This is a genomic window from Streptomyces sp. NPDC003691 (assembly GCF_053981115.1).
Window position 1 is genome coordinate 1 of record NZ_JBSFNQ010000073.1, and the last position, 16,497, is coordinate 16,497.

The window sequence follows — 16,497 nt, forward strand, 5'->3', positions numbered from 1 at the left end:
GAAGCGGTACGTGCCCGCGCGCGCCGCCCGCAGCGCCTGCTCCGCCCGCTCCCGTTCCTCGGGCGTCGTACAGCGGGCGAGCAGCGGCCACGACCGGTCCGGGTGGGAGTGGTAGTGCCGGTCGGTGGTGGCGAAACCCGCCGCGGCCACCGGCAGCAGATCGGGGGCGTACACCGGGTCCGCGGCGAGGGCGTCGACCGAGAACGACGGCGCCTGTGCCGAGAGCAGGCAGTCCAGCTGCCCCCGCAGCAGCGCGGCCTTCGGCCTGCCCCACTTCTCGGCCTCCCGCAGCAGACCGAGTGCCTGCTCGTACTCTCCGCTCAGTGCCGCCCGCCGGGCCCGCTCCACCACGGCGTCCTGCGCCCGTGTCGTGTCGTTGGCGAACGGCGGTCCTTCGCCCTCAGCGGCCCGGTAGGCCGCCGAGCGGTGAAAGGACCGGTAACGCTCCACCATGTAGTGGCGGAAGGAGGGGAAGCGGTCGGGCGGCGCGGCCCGCCAGGAAGCCCACTCGTACACCGCCCACTCGCCGTCCTCGTCCCGGTCCTGCGGGTCGATGAGAACCATCGTCGCGTCCGACTCGGCGTCCAGATGGAACGCCCTGTGCCACATTCCGGACTCCAGCAGATCCTGCGGCGAGGAGTCCTCGTGCAGAAGCTCCCCGAAGATCTCGGCGAGGCCGAGGGCGTTCCGGTGCGGGTGGATGTCCCGGGTCCCGGCCAGCCGGTAGACGGGATGGTCCGCGGGTTGCCAGCCGTCGCTGATCCGCAGGAACGTGTCGAGCGAGGGCGGCAGCCGGTGACCGATCCGCTCCTCCAGTGCGGCGATGTCCGCGTCCGACGCTCCCGGAACGCCGAGCCACCGGGCGGCGAGCAGCTCCGGGTCGGACTCGTCCTGCTCGTCGGGGTCCTGCGCGTCCGCCCACTCCTCGCTCCAGCGGGTGAGGAACTCGTGCCAGTCGAACGGGGCTCCGGTCGTGATCCGATCCGTCGATGTCATGCGGTGATGGTGGCACCCGGCACTGACAGCGGATCCCGCCGCCGGGCCCGCCCGGGCGTCCCCGGCGCGGTGTGCGCGGGGATGCCCGGGCGGGGTCGACCGTCTGCCGGGTTCGACCGTCTGCCGGGGTCGGATAGGGACGCTGTCGCCGGGTGCTCCCGCGTGGCGCCGTTCGCCTCGACCACCGGATAGCCGGCCCTGGCGTCACCACCCGTATCGGCGGTGATGAGGGCCCGCTGAACCGGCCCTGGATGGTGGGGAGGGAAGCCTGTCCACCTCGGCCTCTGCGCCCCGGCCTTTGCGCCCCGGCCTTTGCGCCCCGGCCGGACGTTCCGCCGTCCCGTTCCGGCCGGGGCGCGGTACCGGTACCGGTACCGGTACCGGTACCGGTGTCAGGGTTGCCCGTCGAGCCAGGTCAGATCATGGGCGTACAGCACTCGCTGGCAGAGCGTTGTGCACCCGGGTTCCTGCGGCGCGTACTCCGAGACGGACCAGAGCCGGTTGTTGCCGCGCTCGATGTAGAGGGCTTCCGTACCGGCCGCGGTCGGCACGGGCGCGCCGGTGGTCGAGAGGATGCCTCCGGCATCCCACTGGGCCCGGTGGAGGTGGCCGGGCTGCGTCTTGCCCCGGCTGACGTTGATGTAGAGCTTGTTCCGGACCCCGAGCGCCGCCACTCCCTGGACATATCCGGGGACCGGCAGATAGTTGCTCCAGTTCTGCGCGGGGACGTCCCCGCTGCGGGCCTCCAGGGCCGCCACCGGGTACGAGGCGATCCGCCCGGTGGAGGGGTGCTCGGCCGTCGGCCGGCAGTACTCGCCCATGATCAGCCGGTCCGGCACCGGCTCGCGGTCGAGGGAGAGGTACGACGCCTTGGGCGCGCCGGTGGAGGCACAGGTATGTGTGTTGTTGTTGTCCGGATTGGACTGCGGGGCCTTGAACCTCCAGGCCGCCACCTGGGGGATGATGTACCGGTAGCCGTAGCTGTACCAGACGTTGCCGTGCCGTCCGACCTTGGTCGTGTCCTGCACGTTCGCGGTGGTCTGCGCACCGTCGGTGTCCGCGCCCATGGCATCCCGGGTGGCCGGATTTCCGTCGGGATCCAGGTCCAGGATCCGCTGTACGTCGAAGACCCTGATCCCGTTCCGGGTGTCCGCGACATAGAGGAAGTCGCCGTACCAGACGATGCCCCCGGCGTGTATGCCGTCCTGGATGGGCGAGTCGTCGGAGGCCACCCCGTAGTACGAGATCCGGCCGGCGCTCACCGTGGTCCAGGCCAGCAGGGCGTGCTGGTACCTGACCTCGGGGAGCCCGGTGACGGGATTCGTCCGCGTCTTGACGAAGGTGACCCGCACCCCCTTCTCGTTGCAGGCGTCGTCGGCCGTCAGCTCGGCTTCCGTGCAGTCGGCCTTGGCGGTGTCGGTGTCGTTGTTGCGGCCGGGATTGTGGCCGTCGTAGGAGGCGAACACCTGGATATCGGTTCCGGCGTTGCCCCAGGACTCGTTGAACTTGGCGTCCGAGACTCCGCTGACGCCCTGGGGAATCCACTCCGGGTCGGTGGAGTCGTCGTCGTTCAGGCAGTACTTGAGCTGTGGCTGGGAAGCCGTCGGGCCGAACGGGTCGCGGGCGCATCCGGCGGCGCCCGTGCGGTCCGCCGAGCCGATGGCGTTCGTCAGGGTCCGCTTGGGCAGGACGGTCTCCAGCCGGGTGACCCGGGTGGCCGTCTCTTCGTTCATCACGCCGGCCGTCAGGGCGTGATCGGCCGGATTCGCGGTTCCGCCCGGCCCGGACCAGGACAGGGGACCCGCGGTACGTGCCGTGCCCTCGACGGCCCGGGGGTCCTGCATCCGGCTGTCGGACGGACCACCCCGCGGGGGCGGCGGATCGGCCCGGACCGGTGCGGCGAAGCCGGTGAGGACGAGTGCCGCGGCCAGACCGACCGTCAGACGCCGCCGGGCGGATCTGCGGGCCGGTCGCGGCCCGGACGGGGAAGTGTCCAATAATCTCAACTGTCGCATGAGGCGCAGGTTTTCAGACCGTATTCGGGCGGACAAACACATTTCCGCAGTACGGACGGCGGCAGCGGAGCGAGCGCCTCGCGGGAACGGGCCCGGGCTCCGGTCCCTCGGCCGGGCCACGCCGACGGCACCCTGTTCGGCGCGATGCGCGCCGCTACCCGGACCATGGGCGGCCCCGCGGACCTGGACGACATCGAGCCCGTCCGGGCCGGCGTCGAGCCGCGCCGGCGGGAACGGCCGGCGAAGGCCCACAACCCGGGCCTGCGCGCCCATCTCGAGGGGCTGCGCGGCAACGCAGCCGATGTCCATTACGGCGGGCGATCCGCCGGGCCCGGGCTCTGCCGAACGGCATACCAGGGCGGGCGGCCACGCAATCTTTCTGCCGATCGGCGTATGGGTTGCGGGGGCGCGCCGCGGCGAAGCTTGGTCCGTCCGGCCGGACAGAACAACGACCCCCCTTCCACACCTGGGAGTGCATCATGCGCAACCGCACAGTCGGCGCTGCGGCCGGCCGGCGCCACCCGCTCCAAACCGGCCCGGGGCCGCGGTCCGCCGTGGCCGGCCACCCCACCGCCGCCCCGCCCGCGCCCGGGCCGTCCGTTCCCCCTTCGATCCGTCTGGCGGCGCACGCCGCCGCGCTGACTCTGGTGCCGTCCGGGCTGTGGCGTATCGCCATCGCCCTGGGCTGGGACTCCGGATTCACCGACGAGACCCTTCACCCGGAGAACTTCCCCGGCGCGGGTACCCCGTATCTGATCGGACTCAGCCTGTTCGCCGAGACGCTCGGGCTGCTCACCCTGGGCCTCGTCCAGCGATGGGGCGAGGAACTTCCGCCATGGGTACCGGTCCTGGGCGGCCGGAGAATTCCCGTACCGGCCGCGGTGATCCCCGCCGCGCTCGGCGCGGTGCTCGTCACCTTCATCACGTTCACCGGTGCCTTCAGCTGGAACGACGCGGACAACATGGGAGCCGCCGGAGCCCCCGAGGGCGGCCACTACTGGCTGATGACCGCGTGCTACGCGCCCCTGCTGGCGTGGGGTCCGCTGCTCGCCGTCGTCACGGTGGCCTACTACCGCCGCCGTCGTCGCGGTCGCTGAGTCCTGCCGCGCGGTCCCGGCGCGCCCCGCCTCCTCGGCGGACGGAGCGCTTCGAACACCAGGCGGCTTCACGTCGGGCGACCCCTTCCGGGCCAGCAAATATAAGGGTAGGCTCGCCTAAGTTGATCATTGTGTGTGGTGGAGGAGCCCGTGATCGAAACCCCCTCCGCGCTCCGGGTCCCCCCGGAGGTCCGACCGGCACGGCAGCGGCTGACCGGAGTCGGTGGCCGACGCCGCTGGGCCGGACTTCTGGTGCTGCTGGGCGCGGCGGCGCTGGCCGTACTGCTCTCCATCGCGCTGGGGTCCAAGCCGCTCACCCCGGGGCAGGTCTGGCACGGCCTGTGGAGTCCGACGGGCCTGGAGGCGGACATCATCGTCCGGGATCTGCGCATGCCCCGCACATGGCTCGGGCTCGTGGCCGGTGCCGCGCTGGGGGTGGCCGGCGCGCTGATGCAGGGTCATACCCGGAACCCCATCGCCGATCCGGTGGTTCTGGGCATCAGCGCGGGTGCCGGGATGTGTGTGGTCGCCGCCGTCTTCCTGCTGGGCGTCACCGGCCTCCACGGCTATGTGTGGTTCGGATTCCTCGGTGCCGCCGGGGCCAGCCTGCTGGTCTACGCGGTGGGACGGCTCTCCCGGGGCGGCGCCACTCCCGTCACCCTGGCGCTGGCGGGTGCTGCCGCGCATGCTCTCTTCACGGCACTCACAGCGGCCATGGTGCTGGTCGACCGGCAGGCCCTGGGGGTCTACCGGTTCTGGACGGTGGGCACGGTCTCCGGCCGTCCCGTGGAACTCGTCGTGCAGATGCTCCCCTTCGTCCTGGTGGGTCTGGTGCTGGCCGCCGCCAACGCCGGCGGGCTGAACGCCCTGTCACTGGGGGAGGACACGGCCCGGTCGCTGGGCCTGCGGGTGGGGCTCACCCGGGCGGTCGGTATAGCGGCCATCACCGTGCTGACCGGCACCGCCGTCGCCGTCTGCGGGCCGATCGGCTTCGCCGGACTGGTCTCCACGCACATCGCGCGCTACTTCACCGGGCCCGACTACCGCTGGATTCTCGTCTACTCGGGTCTCCTCGGAGCCTCCCTGGTGGTCCTCGCCGACACCCTCGGCCGTCTGGTCGCCCGGCCCGGAGAGCTTCAGGTCGGCATCATGCTCGCGCTGATCGGCGCCCCTGTATTCATCTATCTGGTGAGCCGCCGGAAGCCGGTGAGGCCATGACCTTCCCCATTGCACCCCGACCGCGTTCCTCGGCGCCCGCGGAGACCACCGCCGGCGCCGGGCGGAACGGCCCCCGGCCCGGTCCCGGGACGGCCGTGCCCGGCCGCCGGACGCTGCGCGCCGGTCCGCTCTCCGTCCGCTGGCGCCCACGGCAGGTCCTGGTGCCGCTGTTCACCGCCGCGGTGCTCGTCGCCGCCGTCGCCATGAGCACCGCCCGGGGGGTGAGTTCCCTCTCCGCCTGGGACGTGGTCCTGCGGCTGCTGGGCGGCGGCACCCCGGACCACGACTTCATCATCTTCGAACTGCGCCTGCCGCGCGCCCTGATCGGTGCCCTGGTGGGCGGCGCGCTGGGGCTGGCGGGAGCGATCGTCCAGGGCATCGCGCGCAATCCACTGGCCAGCCCCGACATCCTCGGGATCACCAGCGGAGCCGGGGTCGGCGCCGTCACCGTGATCGTCCTGGGCGGTTCCTACGGAAGTGTCAGCGGCCTGTCGGCCGGCATCGGCGTTCCCGGCGCTGCCGCGGCCGGCGCTCTGGCCGCCGCCCTGGCCGTCTACCTGCTCTCCGTGCGGCGGGGAATCTCCGGCTACCGGGTGCTGCTGGTCGGCGTCGGCGTGAACGCGGTCCTCGGCAGCGTGCTGTCCTGGCTGCTGGTCAAGGCCGACATCGTGGAGGTCGGCCGGGCGCTGGTCTGGCTCAACGGCAGCCTCGACCAGGGCGCCGACTGGTCCGTCGTCCGGACCACTTCCCTGGTACTGGCCGCGCTGATACCTGTCGCCCTGATGCTCTCCTTCACCTTCGGAGCCCTCGCCTACGACGAGGACACCGCGCGGGGCCTCGGCGTGCGTATGACCGGAGCCCGGGTGGCCCTGCTGCTCATCGCCGTACTGCTCACCGCCGCCGCGACCGCGGCGGCCGGGCCGGTTGCCTTTGTCGCGCTGGCCGCACCACAGCTGGCCCTGCGGCTGGCCCGCACCGGTACGCCGCCGCTGCTCGCCTCGGCCCTGCTGGGGGCAGCCGTCACCGTATGGGCCGATGTGCTGGGCCGTACCGCCTTCGGCGATCTCCAGTTGCCGGTCGGTGTCGTGACGGCCGCGCTCGGCGCGCCCTATCTGCTCTACCTGCTCGTCCGAAGCGGAAAGGCACGTACCTCATGACCGGGACCATCAAGCCGGGCAAAGCGGCGGAGGTGTCCGCACCGCGGGAGGAAGGAGCGGCCGGAGCGTGTCCCGCTCCGGTGCGGCTGCGCGCCCGGGGGCTCACCCTGGGCTATGCGCAGCGCCCGGTGATCGAGGGGCTCGACCTGGAGATCCCGGACGGTTCGTTCACCGCGGTCATCGGCCCCAACGGCTGCGGCAAGTCCACTCTGCTCCGGGCCTTCGGGCGGCTGATGAAACCACGCTCCGGCGAGGTGCTGCTGGACGGCACCCCGATACACCGGATGCCGACCCGTCAGGTCGCGCACCTGGTGGGCCTGTTGCCGCAGTCCCCCGTGGCACCCGAAGGAATCAGCGTCGCCGACCTGGTCGCCAGGGGCCGGCATCCCCACCAGAGCTGGTACCGGCGCTGGACCGGCGAGGACGAGGCGGCCGTGGCCCGGGCGATGCGGGCCACCGGCACCTATGAGCTGGCGGAACGGGACCTGGACGAACTCTCGGGCGGGCAGCGGCAACGAGCCTGGATCGCCATGGCGCTCGCCCAGGACACCGAACTGCTGCTCCTGGACGAACCCACCAACCACCTGGACCTGGCACACCAGGTGGAGGTTCTGGACCTGGTGCGGACGCTGCACCGGGACAGCGGGCGCACCGTGGTGCTGGTACTGCACGATCTGACGCTGGCGGCCCGCTACGCGGATCGTCTGGTGGCGATGAAAGCGGGACGCATCGTCGCGCAGGGCGCGCCACGGGACGTGCTCACCGAGGAGATGCTGGCGGAGGTCTTCGGGCTGCGCGCCCGGGTCCGGCACGACGAGGAGACCGGCTGTCCCCTGGTGATCCCGCTCGGCCGCTGCGCGGAAGGGGACGACTGACGGAGCGGCGTACGAACCGGGGCCGACGGGATCAACGGGCGGCGCCCGCCCCCGGCCCCGCCGGGGGCGGGCCTCCGGGGCGCGGGCGGGCACACTTGCGCAAGGTCGCGCGTACGGAAGGCACACCGGTCCGGCACGAGGGCCCTCCCCCGCCGTGGGACGAAGTGGGCCTCGCGCCGGACTCCTTCAGTGCTCCGCGCCGTTCAGCCGGCCGCGGTGTCGGCCGACGCCGTCCGGACGGGCGGTCCGATCCGGGGCAGCGGCCGTCCGTCGCGGACCCGTGCGTACAGCGCGATGCGGCGGTGGCGCACCTGCACCTCGCCCAGCAGCGAGGCGCCGTTGTTCTCGATCATCTTGCGGGAGGCGGAATTGGCCGCGTCGGGTTCGAACACCACGGCGTCACAGGCGCGGTCCCGGTCCAGGAATTCTTCGGTGATCTCGCCGATGATCCGGGACCCCAGGCCCCGGCCGGTGTCGGCCGGGTCGGCGATGGCCAGGTGGACGCTGAGGTCGTGCGGCCGGGCCTGGTAGTGGTGGCCGACGATGTCCTGGGCCATCCGGTAGAACTCCATGTAGGCGATGGGGCGCCCGTGCTGTTCCACGATGACGGGCCGTGAGTAGCCGGTGCGCAGCTGGGCCCTGATGTGGGCGTCCCAGCGCTCCAGCGGCCAGTCGTACTCCCAGCCCTTGGCGGTGTGCGGCCGGTTCATCCACTCGCAGATCATCTCGATGTCGCCGTTGTCCGTGCGGGCGTCGCGGTAGTGCAGTTCGCCGCGGTGGAAGCCGGTGGGCGGCGGTGGGACGGCAAGCCAGGAGGCGGGCAGCCCGTCGGTGGTGTAGCGGGGCAGTACAGGGGCGGTGGTATTCACGGGAGTGGCTCCATGGAGTGGGCGGGCGTCCGAGGTGCGGGGCTCCTGCGCGGGACATCTACGGCTGCCGGTCACCGGCTGCGTTCCGTCCGCCCTGCGGCCCGTGGTACGAGCCGGGGCTCGGGACCATGTGGGCCGGCCGCTCACGACGGGGCCGGACGTCGTGAGGCGGCTGCCGGGGATTTTGCAGTACGGGGGGAGGCGGAGGCAAGCGCGCTCCCCTGAGGCGAAGATCACGTACGGCCTCTCCCGGGAGGGGCGACGACCTCGGCGACAGCGATGGGGCGGGCTGCGGCCCATGGTTCCGCAGTGGTGCCCGAGGTGGGGTGTTCCCCAGCCAAGCGATGATCAACTTAGGTAAGGCTTGCCAAAGTAACGGCCGGTCGATTAGCGTCCGGAATCAGTCAACTCAGCCTGTTCGAAATACGAGTTGGCAGGGGGATGGCGTGCTCCTGCGCGACGTCTTCCCCCGGCACGGCCCTACGGGTGCCCGTGCCGTTCCGCACGGAGGGTCGGCCGGACCCCAGTCCGTGATGTCAGGCACCGCCGTCCGAACGCGCTACCGCAGCGCCCACGGAGGGCGGACGTTCCCCGTCCGCCCAGCGCGACCACCAACCCGTGCCAGAAAGGGTGTCCTCCACGTGCGATCGCACATCCTCGGACAGATAGAACTCGATGACCGCCGGCTGGCCCCGGACCTCGAATACCTCGCCTCCGTGCCTCGTGGGGAGGAGGGCTACGACGAGTTCAGCAACGGGTACTGGAAAAACCTCCCGCTCTGGAACGCCAGTGGCGACGCCCGGGACGACCTGTACCGGGACACCTCCTCGCCCGCCCAGCTCACCGAGCACGGCAAGCGGGTCGGCTACCTGCGGGAACTGGTGGAGAACGTCTTCAACACCGACCGGATCACCATGGTCCGGACCCGTAATCTGGTGGACGCGGTGGTGATCCCCCACCGGGACTTCGTCGAGCTGGAGCGGGACGCCGAGCAGTACTTCCGGGTGCTGATGTTCCTGGAGCCCAACGCCGCCGCACTGCACTCCGAGGACGACACCGTGCTCAACATGCGGCCCGGGGAAATCTGGTTCCTGGACGCCGGGGCGGTGCACGCCGCCGCCAACTTCTCGGCGGACAGCAGGCAGATGCTCTGCGTCGACTTCGCCTTCGACGGGCCGTACGAGGAGGCTGATGTCTTCCGCGACAAGTCCTACTACCGGCCCGGTGGCGAGCCCCGGATCATCGAGCGCCCCCAGCTCCCCGCCGAGCGGCGGGAGGCGATCCTGAAGCTCGGCGAGGTAGTGGACCGCTCCAACTTCAAGGAGTTCCTCTTCCTCCTCTCCAAGGTGCACTTCCGCTACGACGTGCCCGCCGAGGAGACCTACGGCTGGCTCCGCTCGATCGCCGAGTCCTCCGGGGACGACCTGCTGCTGCGCAACGCCACGGAGCTCCGTGAATACGCCATCGGCGCGCGCACTCTGAGCGAACGCTTCTCGCTGAACTCCTGGTCCTGAGGGATACGGGCGCCATGGGGTGCGGGTCCGCACCCCATGGCGGACCCGCCGGGCGGCGGCGACAGGACGGATGCCCCACTGCTGGGGAACGAGCGATGAGGAGAGGCACGATGGGCACGACGGACACCGCTGCGTCGGAGCGCGACCGCAGACGCAGACTGGCGGCACTGCGCAAGCGCATGGCCGAGAACGGCGGCGCGTCGGAAGGAGGAACAGAGCCCGAGGCCATCGCCCTCGCACCCGGAGCCGAGACCCCGGCGAGCCCCGCGCAGCAGCGGTTGTGGCTCCAGCACGCTGCCGACGCCACCGGTGCCGCACTCAACGTGGGCACCGCCCTCACCCTGCGCGGGCCCGTCGACATCCCCGCCCTGACCGCCGCGGCCCGCACGGTCGCCGGCCACCACGAGATCCTGCGGACCCGCTACACCCTGACCGGCACGGGCGAACTGCTGGCCGTCTGCGATCTGACGGCCGACACCTTGCCGGTGACCGTCACCGACGTCCGGAGCAGCGACCTGGACGCGCTGATCGCCGCCGAACTGCGCACACCCTTCGATCTGGAGACCGCGCATCCGGTACGTCTGACCCTCTATGCCGAGGGCCCCGAGCACCACACCCTGTTGCTGACCGCCCACCACATCGCCTGGGACGACGCCTGCTGGGCGATCTTCTTCAACGACCTCGCCGCCGCCTACGGGGGACACGCCCTCGCCCCGGCGGTCCGCTACGCGCAGGCCGCCCACACCATGGAGCGGGAGCGCTCGGCGGCGCTGCCGGCCCTGCGCCGGCACTGGGCGGAGGCCCTGGCGGGCGCCGATCCGGCCACCGGGCTCGGCAGCACCGCGGCCCAGGACCACACCGGCATCTGCCGCTCCCACGAGGCTGCCCTGGACGTATCTCTGTCCGGGACGGTCGAGAAGCTTGCCAGACAGTTCTCCACCACCCCCTTCGTGGTGCTGCTCACCGCCTTCGCCGCGGGGCTGCGCCGCCACACCGGCAACGACCGGGCTGTGATCGGGACCCCCGTGACACAGCGGGACAGCGAGCTGTGCGCCCGCTCCCTCGGCTACTTCGGCAACGTCGTGCTGCTGCCCCTGACCGTCCCCGCCGGCCACGGCCTGGGCAGCCTCGCGGAGCGCACCGGACACTCCGTCGCCGACGCCCTCCAGCACCAGGACCTGCCCTACAGCGAAGCGGTCCGGCTGCTGGGCGCCGCCGGACGGCCCCGGCCGATCGAAGTCAGCTTCGGCATCGAGGACGCCGAAGTCCATCTGGCACTGCCCGGCGTGGCGGTCGAGGCCCGTGCGGCGCGCGGCGGAATCGGGCAGGTCCCCCTGTCCGTGATGGCCCGCCGCGCCCCGGACGGCCGCTGGGTGCTGCGCTTCGAGTACCTCGAAGACGCTTTCCCCGACGGCCGGATCGACTCCCTCGCACAGACCACCCTGCGGGTGCTGCGAGCGGCCCTGCCGGACCCCGAAACCTCCCTCACCGAACTCCCGCTGGTCACCCGGGAGGAGCGCGAACTGCTGCTGGGCCGGGGAACCTCCCCGGCGTTCATCGGGCCCTGGCGCTCCGCGACGGACCGGATCGAAGCACAGGCCGCCACCCGGCCGGCCGCGGTCGCGCTGCGCACGGCCGGGTCCACGCTGACCTACCGTGAGCTGAACGACCGCGCGGCCGCCGTCGGCCGCTGGATCGCCGCCCGGGGCATCGGCCCCGAGGACCTGGTCGCCTGCGCACTGGGACGCACCGTGGACAGTGCCGTCGTCGCACTCGGGGTCCTGAAGTCCGGTGCGGCACTGCTGCCCCTGGACGTGGCACATCCGGCCGACCGCCTGGCGCGCCTGCTCGCCGAGGCGGCTCCCCGCCACCTGTTCACCAGCACCGCCACCGACGACCGGGTACCCGCGGGCGCCGTCCCGCGGACCGTCGTCGACTCCCCCGCCTGGCAGACCGAGCTGGCACCGCTCTCGGGACCGGGCGAACTGACCGATCGCGACCGGGTCCGCCCGCTGCGTCCGCAGAACCTGGCGTATGTCATCTACACCTCGGGATCGACCGGCACGCCCAAGGGCGTGGGCACCACCCACGCCGCCCTCGGCGACCATCTGGAGTGGCTGACCGGCCATTTCCGGGACACCCACGACGAAGGCGAGAAGGTCCGCTGGCTCCAGCTGGCCTCGCCCGCCTTCGACGTCTCGATCGGTGAGCTGCTGGGCCCGCTGTGCGTCGGCGGCGAAGTACTGGTGCCCCGGGCGGGCGCCGAGGCCGACCTCGACCTGCTCTTCGCCGAGGTGGCCGCCCTGGGGGCCACCGTCGTCCACGCCGTGCCGTCCTTCCTGAACTACCTCGCGGCGGCGGCACCGGAGAGGCCGCTGTCCTCGCTGCGCTGGCTGCCGGTCGGCGGCGAGGCGCTGCCCGGCGAGCTGGCCGACCGGGTACGGGCCCGGTTCGGCAACGGCGGCAGGCTCACCCTCGGCAACTACTACGGCCCCACCGAGACCACCCAGTCCGTCACCGGCTACCGCGTCGAAGGTCCGCAGGGGCATCGCACGGTCCCCATCGGACGGCCCAAGTGGGGAAACACCGCACTGCTCCTGGACTCCGCACTCGGCCTCACCCCGCCGGGCGAGACGGGAGAGCTCTACCTCGAGGGCAGTTCGCTGGCCCGCGGCTACCTGGGCCGCCCGGCGCTCACCGCCGAGCGCTTCGTGCCCAGCCCGCTCACCCCCGGCCACCGGCTCTACCGCACCGGGGACCTGGCGCGCTTCGGCCCCGACGGTGAACTGGAGTTCGCCGGCCGGGCGGACGACCAGGTCAAGATCCGCGGCTTCCGCGTGGAACCGGGCGAGATCGAAGTGGCCCTGCGCGCCCAGGACGGCGTGGAGCAGGCCGTCGTCGTCGCCCGCGACCACGCGGAGACCGGAACCGGGCTGGTGGCCTACCTCACTCCGGCGGAAGGCCGGGACATCGACCTGCCGGCCCTGCGCGCCCGGCTGACCGCGGTGCTTCCCACTCATATGGTGCCCGGTTCCTTCGTCGTTCTGGAGAAGCTGCCGCTGACCCCGGCCGGCAAGACCGACCGCCGCGCACTGCCCGAGGCGCCGCCGGAGGAGACCGCCGCCTTCCGCCCTCTCGACGATGCCCTGGAGCGCGAGATGGCCGCGCTCTTCGCCGAGATCCTCGCACCGGCAGGCGAACCGGCCGGGAAACCGGCCGGCGAACCGGCGGGCCCCGGCGCGCCGACGGTCGGCGGACGCCGGGTCGGTGCCGACACCTCCTTCTTCGAACTGGGCGGCCACTCGCTGCTGCTCACCCAACTGCTGTCGCGTATCCGCCGCGGATACGGCACTGTCGTCTCCGTCCGGGACGCCTTCACCCGCTCCACCCCGGCGGGGCTCGCCCGGCTGATCCGCGACGGCGCCGCGGACGACCGGGACCCCGGCTCGGCCCCGCCGCTGACCGCCCGGAACCGCCCGGAGACCGTCCCGCTGTCCTTCGCCCAGCAGCGCATCTGGTTCGTTGACCGGGTCGAGACCGACAGCACCACCTACAACGTGCCCATCGCCCTGGACCTCACCGGTCCTCTCGACACCGGCGCGCTGCGCGGCGCTCTCGGTGATCTGCTGCTGAGGCACGAGAGCCTGCGCACCGCCTTCCCCGACCACGATGGTGTCGGCCGCCAGGAGGTTCTGAGCGACCACCGGATCGAACTGCCGGTGACCGAAACCAGCCCCGAAGACCTGGAGTCCGCCCTCGCCGGGGCCGCCGCGCACCCCTTCGATCTCACCGGCGAACGGCCGCTGCGCGCCGCGCTGTTCCGCGTATCCGAGCAGCACCATGTGCTCTCCCTGCTGCTCCACCACATCGTGTGCGACGAGGTGTCGGCACGCCTGCTCGTCGACGACCTCACCCGCGCGTACGCGGCCCGGCTGGACGGCGGCGGCCGGGACGGCTCCCCGGTGCTGCCCCCACTGCCCGTCCAGTACGCCGACTACGCCCTGTGGCAGCGGGAGCGGCTGGACGCCGCGGACGGCACGGCCGGCCGACTGGCGGAGTTCTGGCGCGGCTACCTGTCCGATCTGCCGCAGGACACCGCCGTGACCCCGGACCGTCCCCGCCCCGCCCGGCCCGACCCGGCCGGCGGCGTCGTCCCCTTCTCCTTCGACGCCGATGTCCGCCGGGGCGTGGAACGGCTCGCGGAGGCAACGGGCGCGACACCGTTCATCGTGCTGCAGGCGGCCGTCGCCACCCTGCTGTGCAAGCTCGGCGCCGGTGACGACGTACCGCTCGGCATCCCCGTCGCCAACCGGCCCGACGAGGCGGTCACCGAGACGGTCGGGCTCTTCGTCAACCTGCTGGTGGTACGCAACGACCTCACCGGGGACCCGACCCTGGAGGAGATCGTCCGCCGCGCCAGGGCCCGCGCCGTGGACGCCTACGGCCACGCCGAGCTGCCCTTCGAGCGGATGGTCGAAGCCGCGGGGGCCGAGCGTTCGCTGAGCGTCAACCCGCTCTTCCAGGTACTGGTCCAGCTCCGGGACGAGGAGGACCTCACCCGGACGGCGGGCGGGCTGCGCTGGCGCTCTCTCCCCCAGCACACCGCCACCGCCAAGTACGACCTCTCCGTCAACTTCGAGCCCAGCGGGCAGTCCGGCGGCTGGAGCGGCGAGCTGATCTACCGGCGCGACCTCTACGACGAGTCCACCGTGCGGCAGCTGGCCGACCGGCTCGGCCTGGTGCTGCGCACCATGGGCAGCGAGCCCGGACGCCGGCTGCACACCCTGGAACTGGTCACCGAGGCCGAGCGGCGGCTGATCCTGGACGAGTGGAGCCGCGGGCCGGAGGCGCCCGGACTCACCGAAACGCTGCCCGAACTGATCGAGCTGTCCAGGGCCGCTCTCGACCTGCCCGGCGGCGAGCGGACCGCTGTGGAGTGCGCGGGTCGCACCATCGGCTACGCCGAACTCCACCGGCGCAGCGACCGGCTCGCCCGGCTGCTGCTGGCGCGCGGCGCGGGACCGGACCGCTTTGTCGCCATCGCCGTACCGCGCTCCATCGACATGGTGGTCGCGCTGCTGGCGGTCGTGAAGACCGGATCCGCATATCTGCCGCTGGACCTGCGGCTCCCGGCCGAACGGCTGGAGTACCTGATCGGCGACGCCGCCCCCGTCGTCGTGCTCACCCGCTCCGACGCCATGGCCGGACTGCCCGGCGCCGCCACGGCGCCGCTGTTCGTGCTGGACGGTGCCGAGGAGGTGGCCGAACTCGCCGCCCAGTCCGGCGAACGGCTGCCCGAGGAGGTGTCCCGCCGTGCCAGGGGCGAGAACATCTCCTACTTCCTCTACACCTCCGGGTCCACCGGCGTGCCCAAGGGCGTGATCGGCACCCAGCGGGCCTACGCCGCCCGGCTGGCCTGGCAGCCCGTGCGCTACCCCCTGGCAGAGCCCGATGTCCGGCTCTGCCAGGGCTGGCTGAGCTTCCACGACGGCGGCTGCGAGATCCTCGCCGGCCTGATCGCCGGGGCCCGTCTGATCGTCGCGGACGAGGCCGAGGCCCGCGATGTGGGCAGCCTGACCGGTCTGATCGAGAACAATCCGATCGGGCAGGTCACCGCGGTTCCCACCGCCATCAACGCGCTGATCGGCGTCTCCCCGGAGGCGGTCCGCTCGGTGCCCCGGTGGATCAGCAGCGGGGAACCCATGACCGCGACCCTGCTGCGACGGCTGCGGGCGGTCGCGCCGGACGCGGAGATCGTCAACAACTACGGTGCCACCGAGCTGAGCGGCGGCGTCGTGCGGGGGCCGATGCACCGTCACGGGCTCCACCTGGGCACCCCCGTGGACGGCGCCCGGGTGCTGGTCCTGGACCGCCATCTCAACCTCTGCCCGCCCGGGGTCCCCGGCGAGGTGTATGCCGCGGGCCACCAGCTGGCCCGCGGCTACTGGAAGCGTCCCGGCCTGTCCGCCGCCCGTTTCCTGCCCGACCCCTACAGCGATGTCCCCGGCGCCCTGCTGTACCGCACCGGGGACCGGGCCCGCTGGAGCCGGGACGGCCGGCTGCTCTTCGACGGCCGCACCGACCACCAGGTGAAGCTGCGCGGGATCAGGCTGGAACTCGGTGAGGTCGAGGCGGTGCTGCGTCTGGCGCCCGAGGTGGCGCTGGCCGCCGCCCGTATCCACCAGGAGAACGACTCCACCCTGCTGGCCGGGTACGTCACCCTGGTGGACCGGGGCGCCGACCGGGACGCGGCGCTCGCCTCCCTCCGCGCACACCTGGCCCGGGAACTGCCCCTCTACCTGCATCCGTCGGTGCTCACCGTGCTGGATGCCATGCCGCTGACCGGTTCCGGCAAGCTGAACCGGCCCGCCCTGCCGCTGCCCGACCTGCGTACCTCCGGCATCCGGCAACCCCCGCGCGGTGCCACCGAGGAGGCCATTGCCGCGCTCTTCACGGATGTACTCGGCGCGGCGGACATCGGGCGAGAGGACGGCTTCTTCGCTCTCGGCGGGGACAGCATCATCTCCGTCCAGCTCGCCAGCCGGGCGCGTACCAAGGGACTGCGGGTCACCGCGCAGATGGTCTTCGAGAACCCCACCGTCGCCGAACTGGCGGAGGCATGCGAGCGCGCCGAGGCCGACGACATCCGCGGCCGTGAAGCCGCTCCGGACACGCGGGCTCCGGACACCGAGGTCTCCGGCCTCGACAAGGAAACCCTTCAGGCGCTGCTCGGCAGCTGGAAGCAGGCCTGACATG

The 16,497-nt window shown here is 72.3% G+C and carries 9 protein-coding genes; 6 read left to right on the plus strand and 3 right to left on the minus strand.

Features of this window, described 5'->3' with window-relative positions; translation table 11 throughout:
* Both ACWDR0_RS26885 and ACWDR0_RS26890 read right to left on the minus strand, forming a co-directional pair.
* The coding region (locus tag ACWDR0_RS26885) for an SMI1/KNR4 family protein (RefSeq protein ID WP_456354353.1) at window positions 1-996 on the minus strand (996 nt) is incomplete at its 3' end.
* A gap of 392 nt (window positions 997-1,388) precedes the next feature.
* Complete coding sequence (locus ACWDR0_RS26890; RefSeq protein WP_456354354.1) at window positions 1,389-3,011, minus strand: hypothetical protein; 1,623 nt, start codon at window positions 3,009-3,011, stop codon at window positions 1,389-1,391.
* A 479-nt stretch (window positions 3,012-3,490) separates the two neighbouring features.
* On the opposite strand from ACWDR0_RS26890, the gene ACWDR0_RS26895 reads away from it, so the two are divergent.
* From ACWDR0_RS26895 to ACWDR0_RS26910, 4 genes are all read left to right on the plus strand, one after another.
* Complete coding sequence (locus ACWDR0_RS26895; RefSeq protein WP_456354355.1) at window positions 3,491-4,108, plus strand: hypothetical protein; 618 nt, start codon at window positions 3,491-3,493, stop codon at window positions 4,106-4,108.
* A gap of 150 nt (window positions 4,109-4,258) precedes the next feature.
* Window positions 4,259-5,326: a FecCD family ABC transporter permease gene (locus ACWDR0_RS26900; RefSeq protein ID WP_456354356.1), complete on the plus strand. Its 1,068-nt coding sequence runs from the start codon at window positions 4,259-4,261 to the stop codon at window positions 5,324-5,326.
* Window positions 5,323-6,483 (plus strand): FecCD family ABC transporter permease, encoded by a 1,161-nt coding sequence (locus tag ACWDR0_RS26905; RefSeq protein WP_456354357.1) that lies wholly within the window; start codon window positions 5,323-5,325, stop codon window positions 6,481-6,483. The genes ACWDR0_RS26900 and ACWDR0_RS26905 overlap by 4 nt, the downstream gene beginning before the upstream one ends.
* Window positions 6,480-7,358 (plus strand): ABC transporter ATP-binding protein, encoded by an 879-nt coding sequence (locus tag ACWDR0_RS26910; protein ID WP_456354358.1) that lies wholly within the window; start codon window positions 6,480-6,482, stop codon window positions 7,356-7,358. The genes ACWDR0_RS26905 and ACWDR0_RS26910 overlap by 4 nt, the downstream gene beginning before the upstream one ends.
* A 203-nt stretch (window positions 7,359-7,561) precedes the next feature.
* Here ACWDR0_RS26910 and ACWDR0_RS26915 read toward each other — a convergent pair whose 3' ends face one another.
* Complete coding sequence (locus ACWDR0_RS26915; protein ID WP_456354359.1) at window positions 7,562-8,227, minus strand: GNAT family N-acetyltransferase; 666 nt, start codon at window positions 8,225-8,227, stop codon at window positions 7,562-7,564.
* Between the two features lie 641 nt (window positions 8,228-8,868).
* On the opposite strand from ACWDR0_RS26915, the gene ACWDR0_RS26920 reads away from it, so the two are divergent.
* Together ACWDR0_RS26920 and ACWDR0_RS26925 are read left to right on the plus strand one after the other, a co-directional pair.
* A complete protein-coding gene (locus tag ACWDR0_RS26920) occupies window positions 8,869-9,741 on the plus strand; it encodes an aspartyl/asparaginyl beta-hydroxylase domain-containing protein (RefSeq protein WP_456354360.1) in 873 nt (290 codons plus the stop codon).
* A 110-nt stretch (window positions 9,742-9,851) separates the two neighbouring features.
* Window positions 9,852-16,493 (plus strand): amino acid adenylation domain-containing protein, encoded by a 6,642-nt coding sequence (locus ACWDR0_RS26925; protein ID WP_456354361.1) that lies wholly within the window; start codon window positions 9,852-9,854, stop codon window positions 16,491-16,493.
* The last annotated feature ends 4 nt before the right edge of the window (window positions 16,494-16,497 follow it).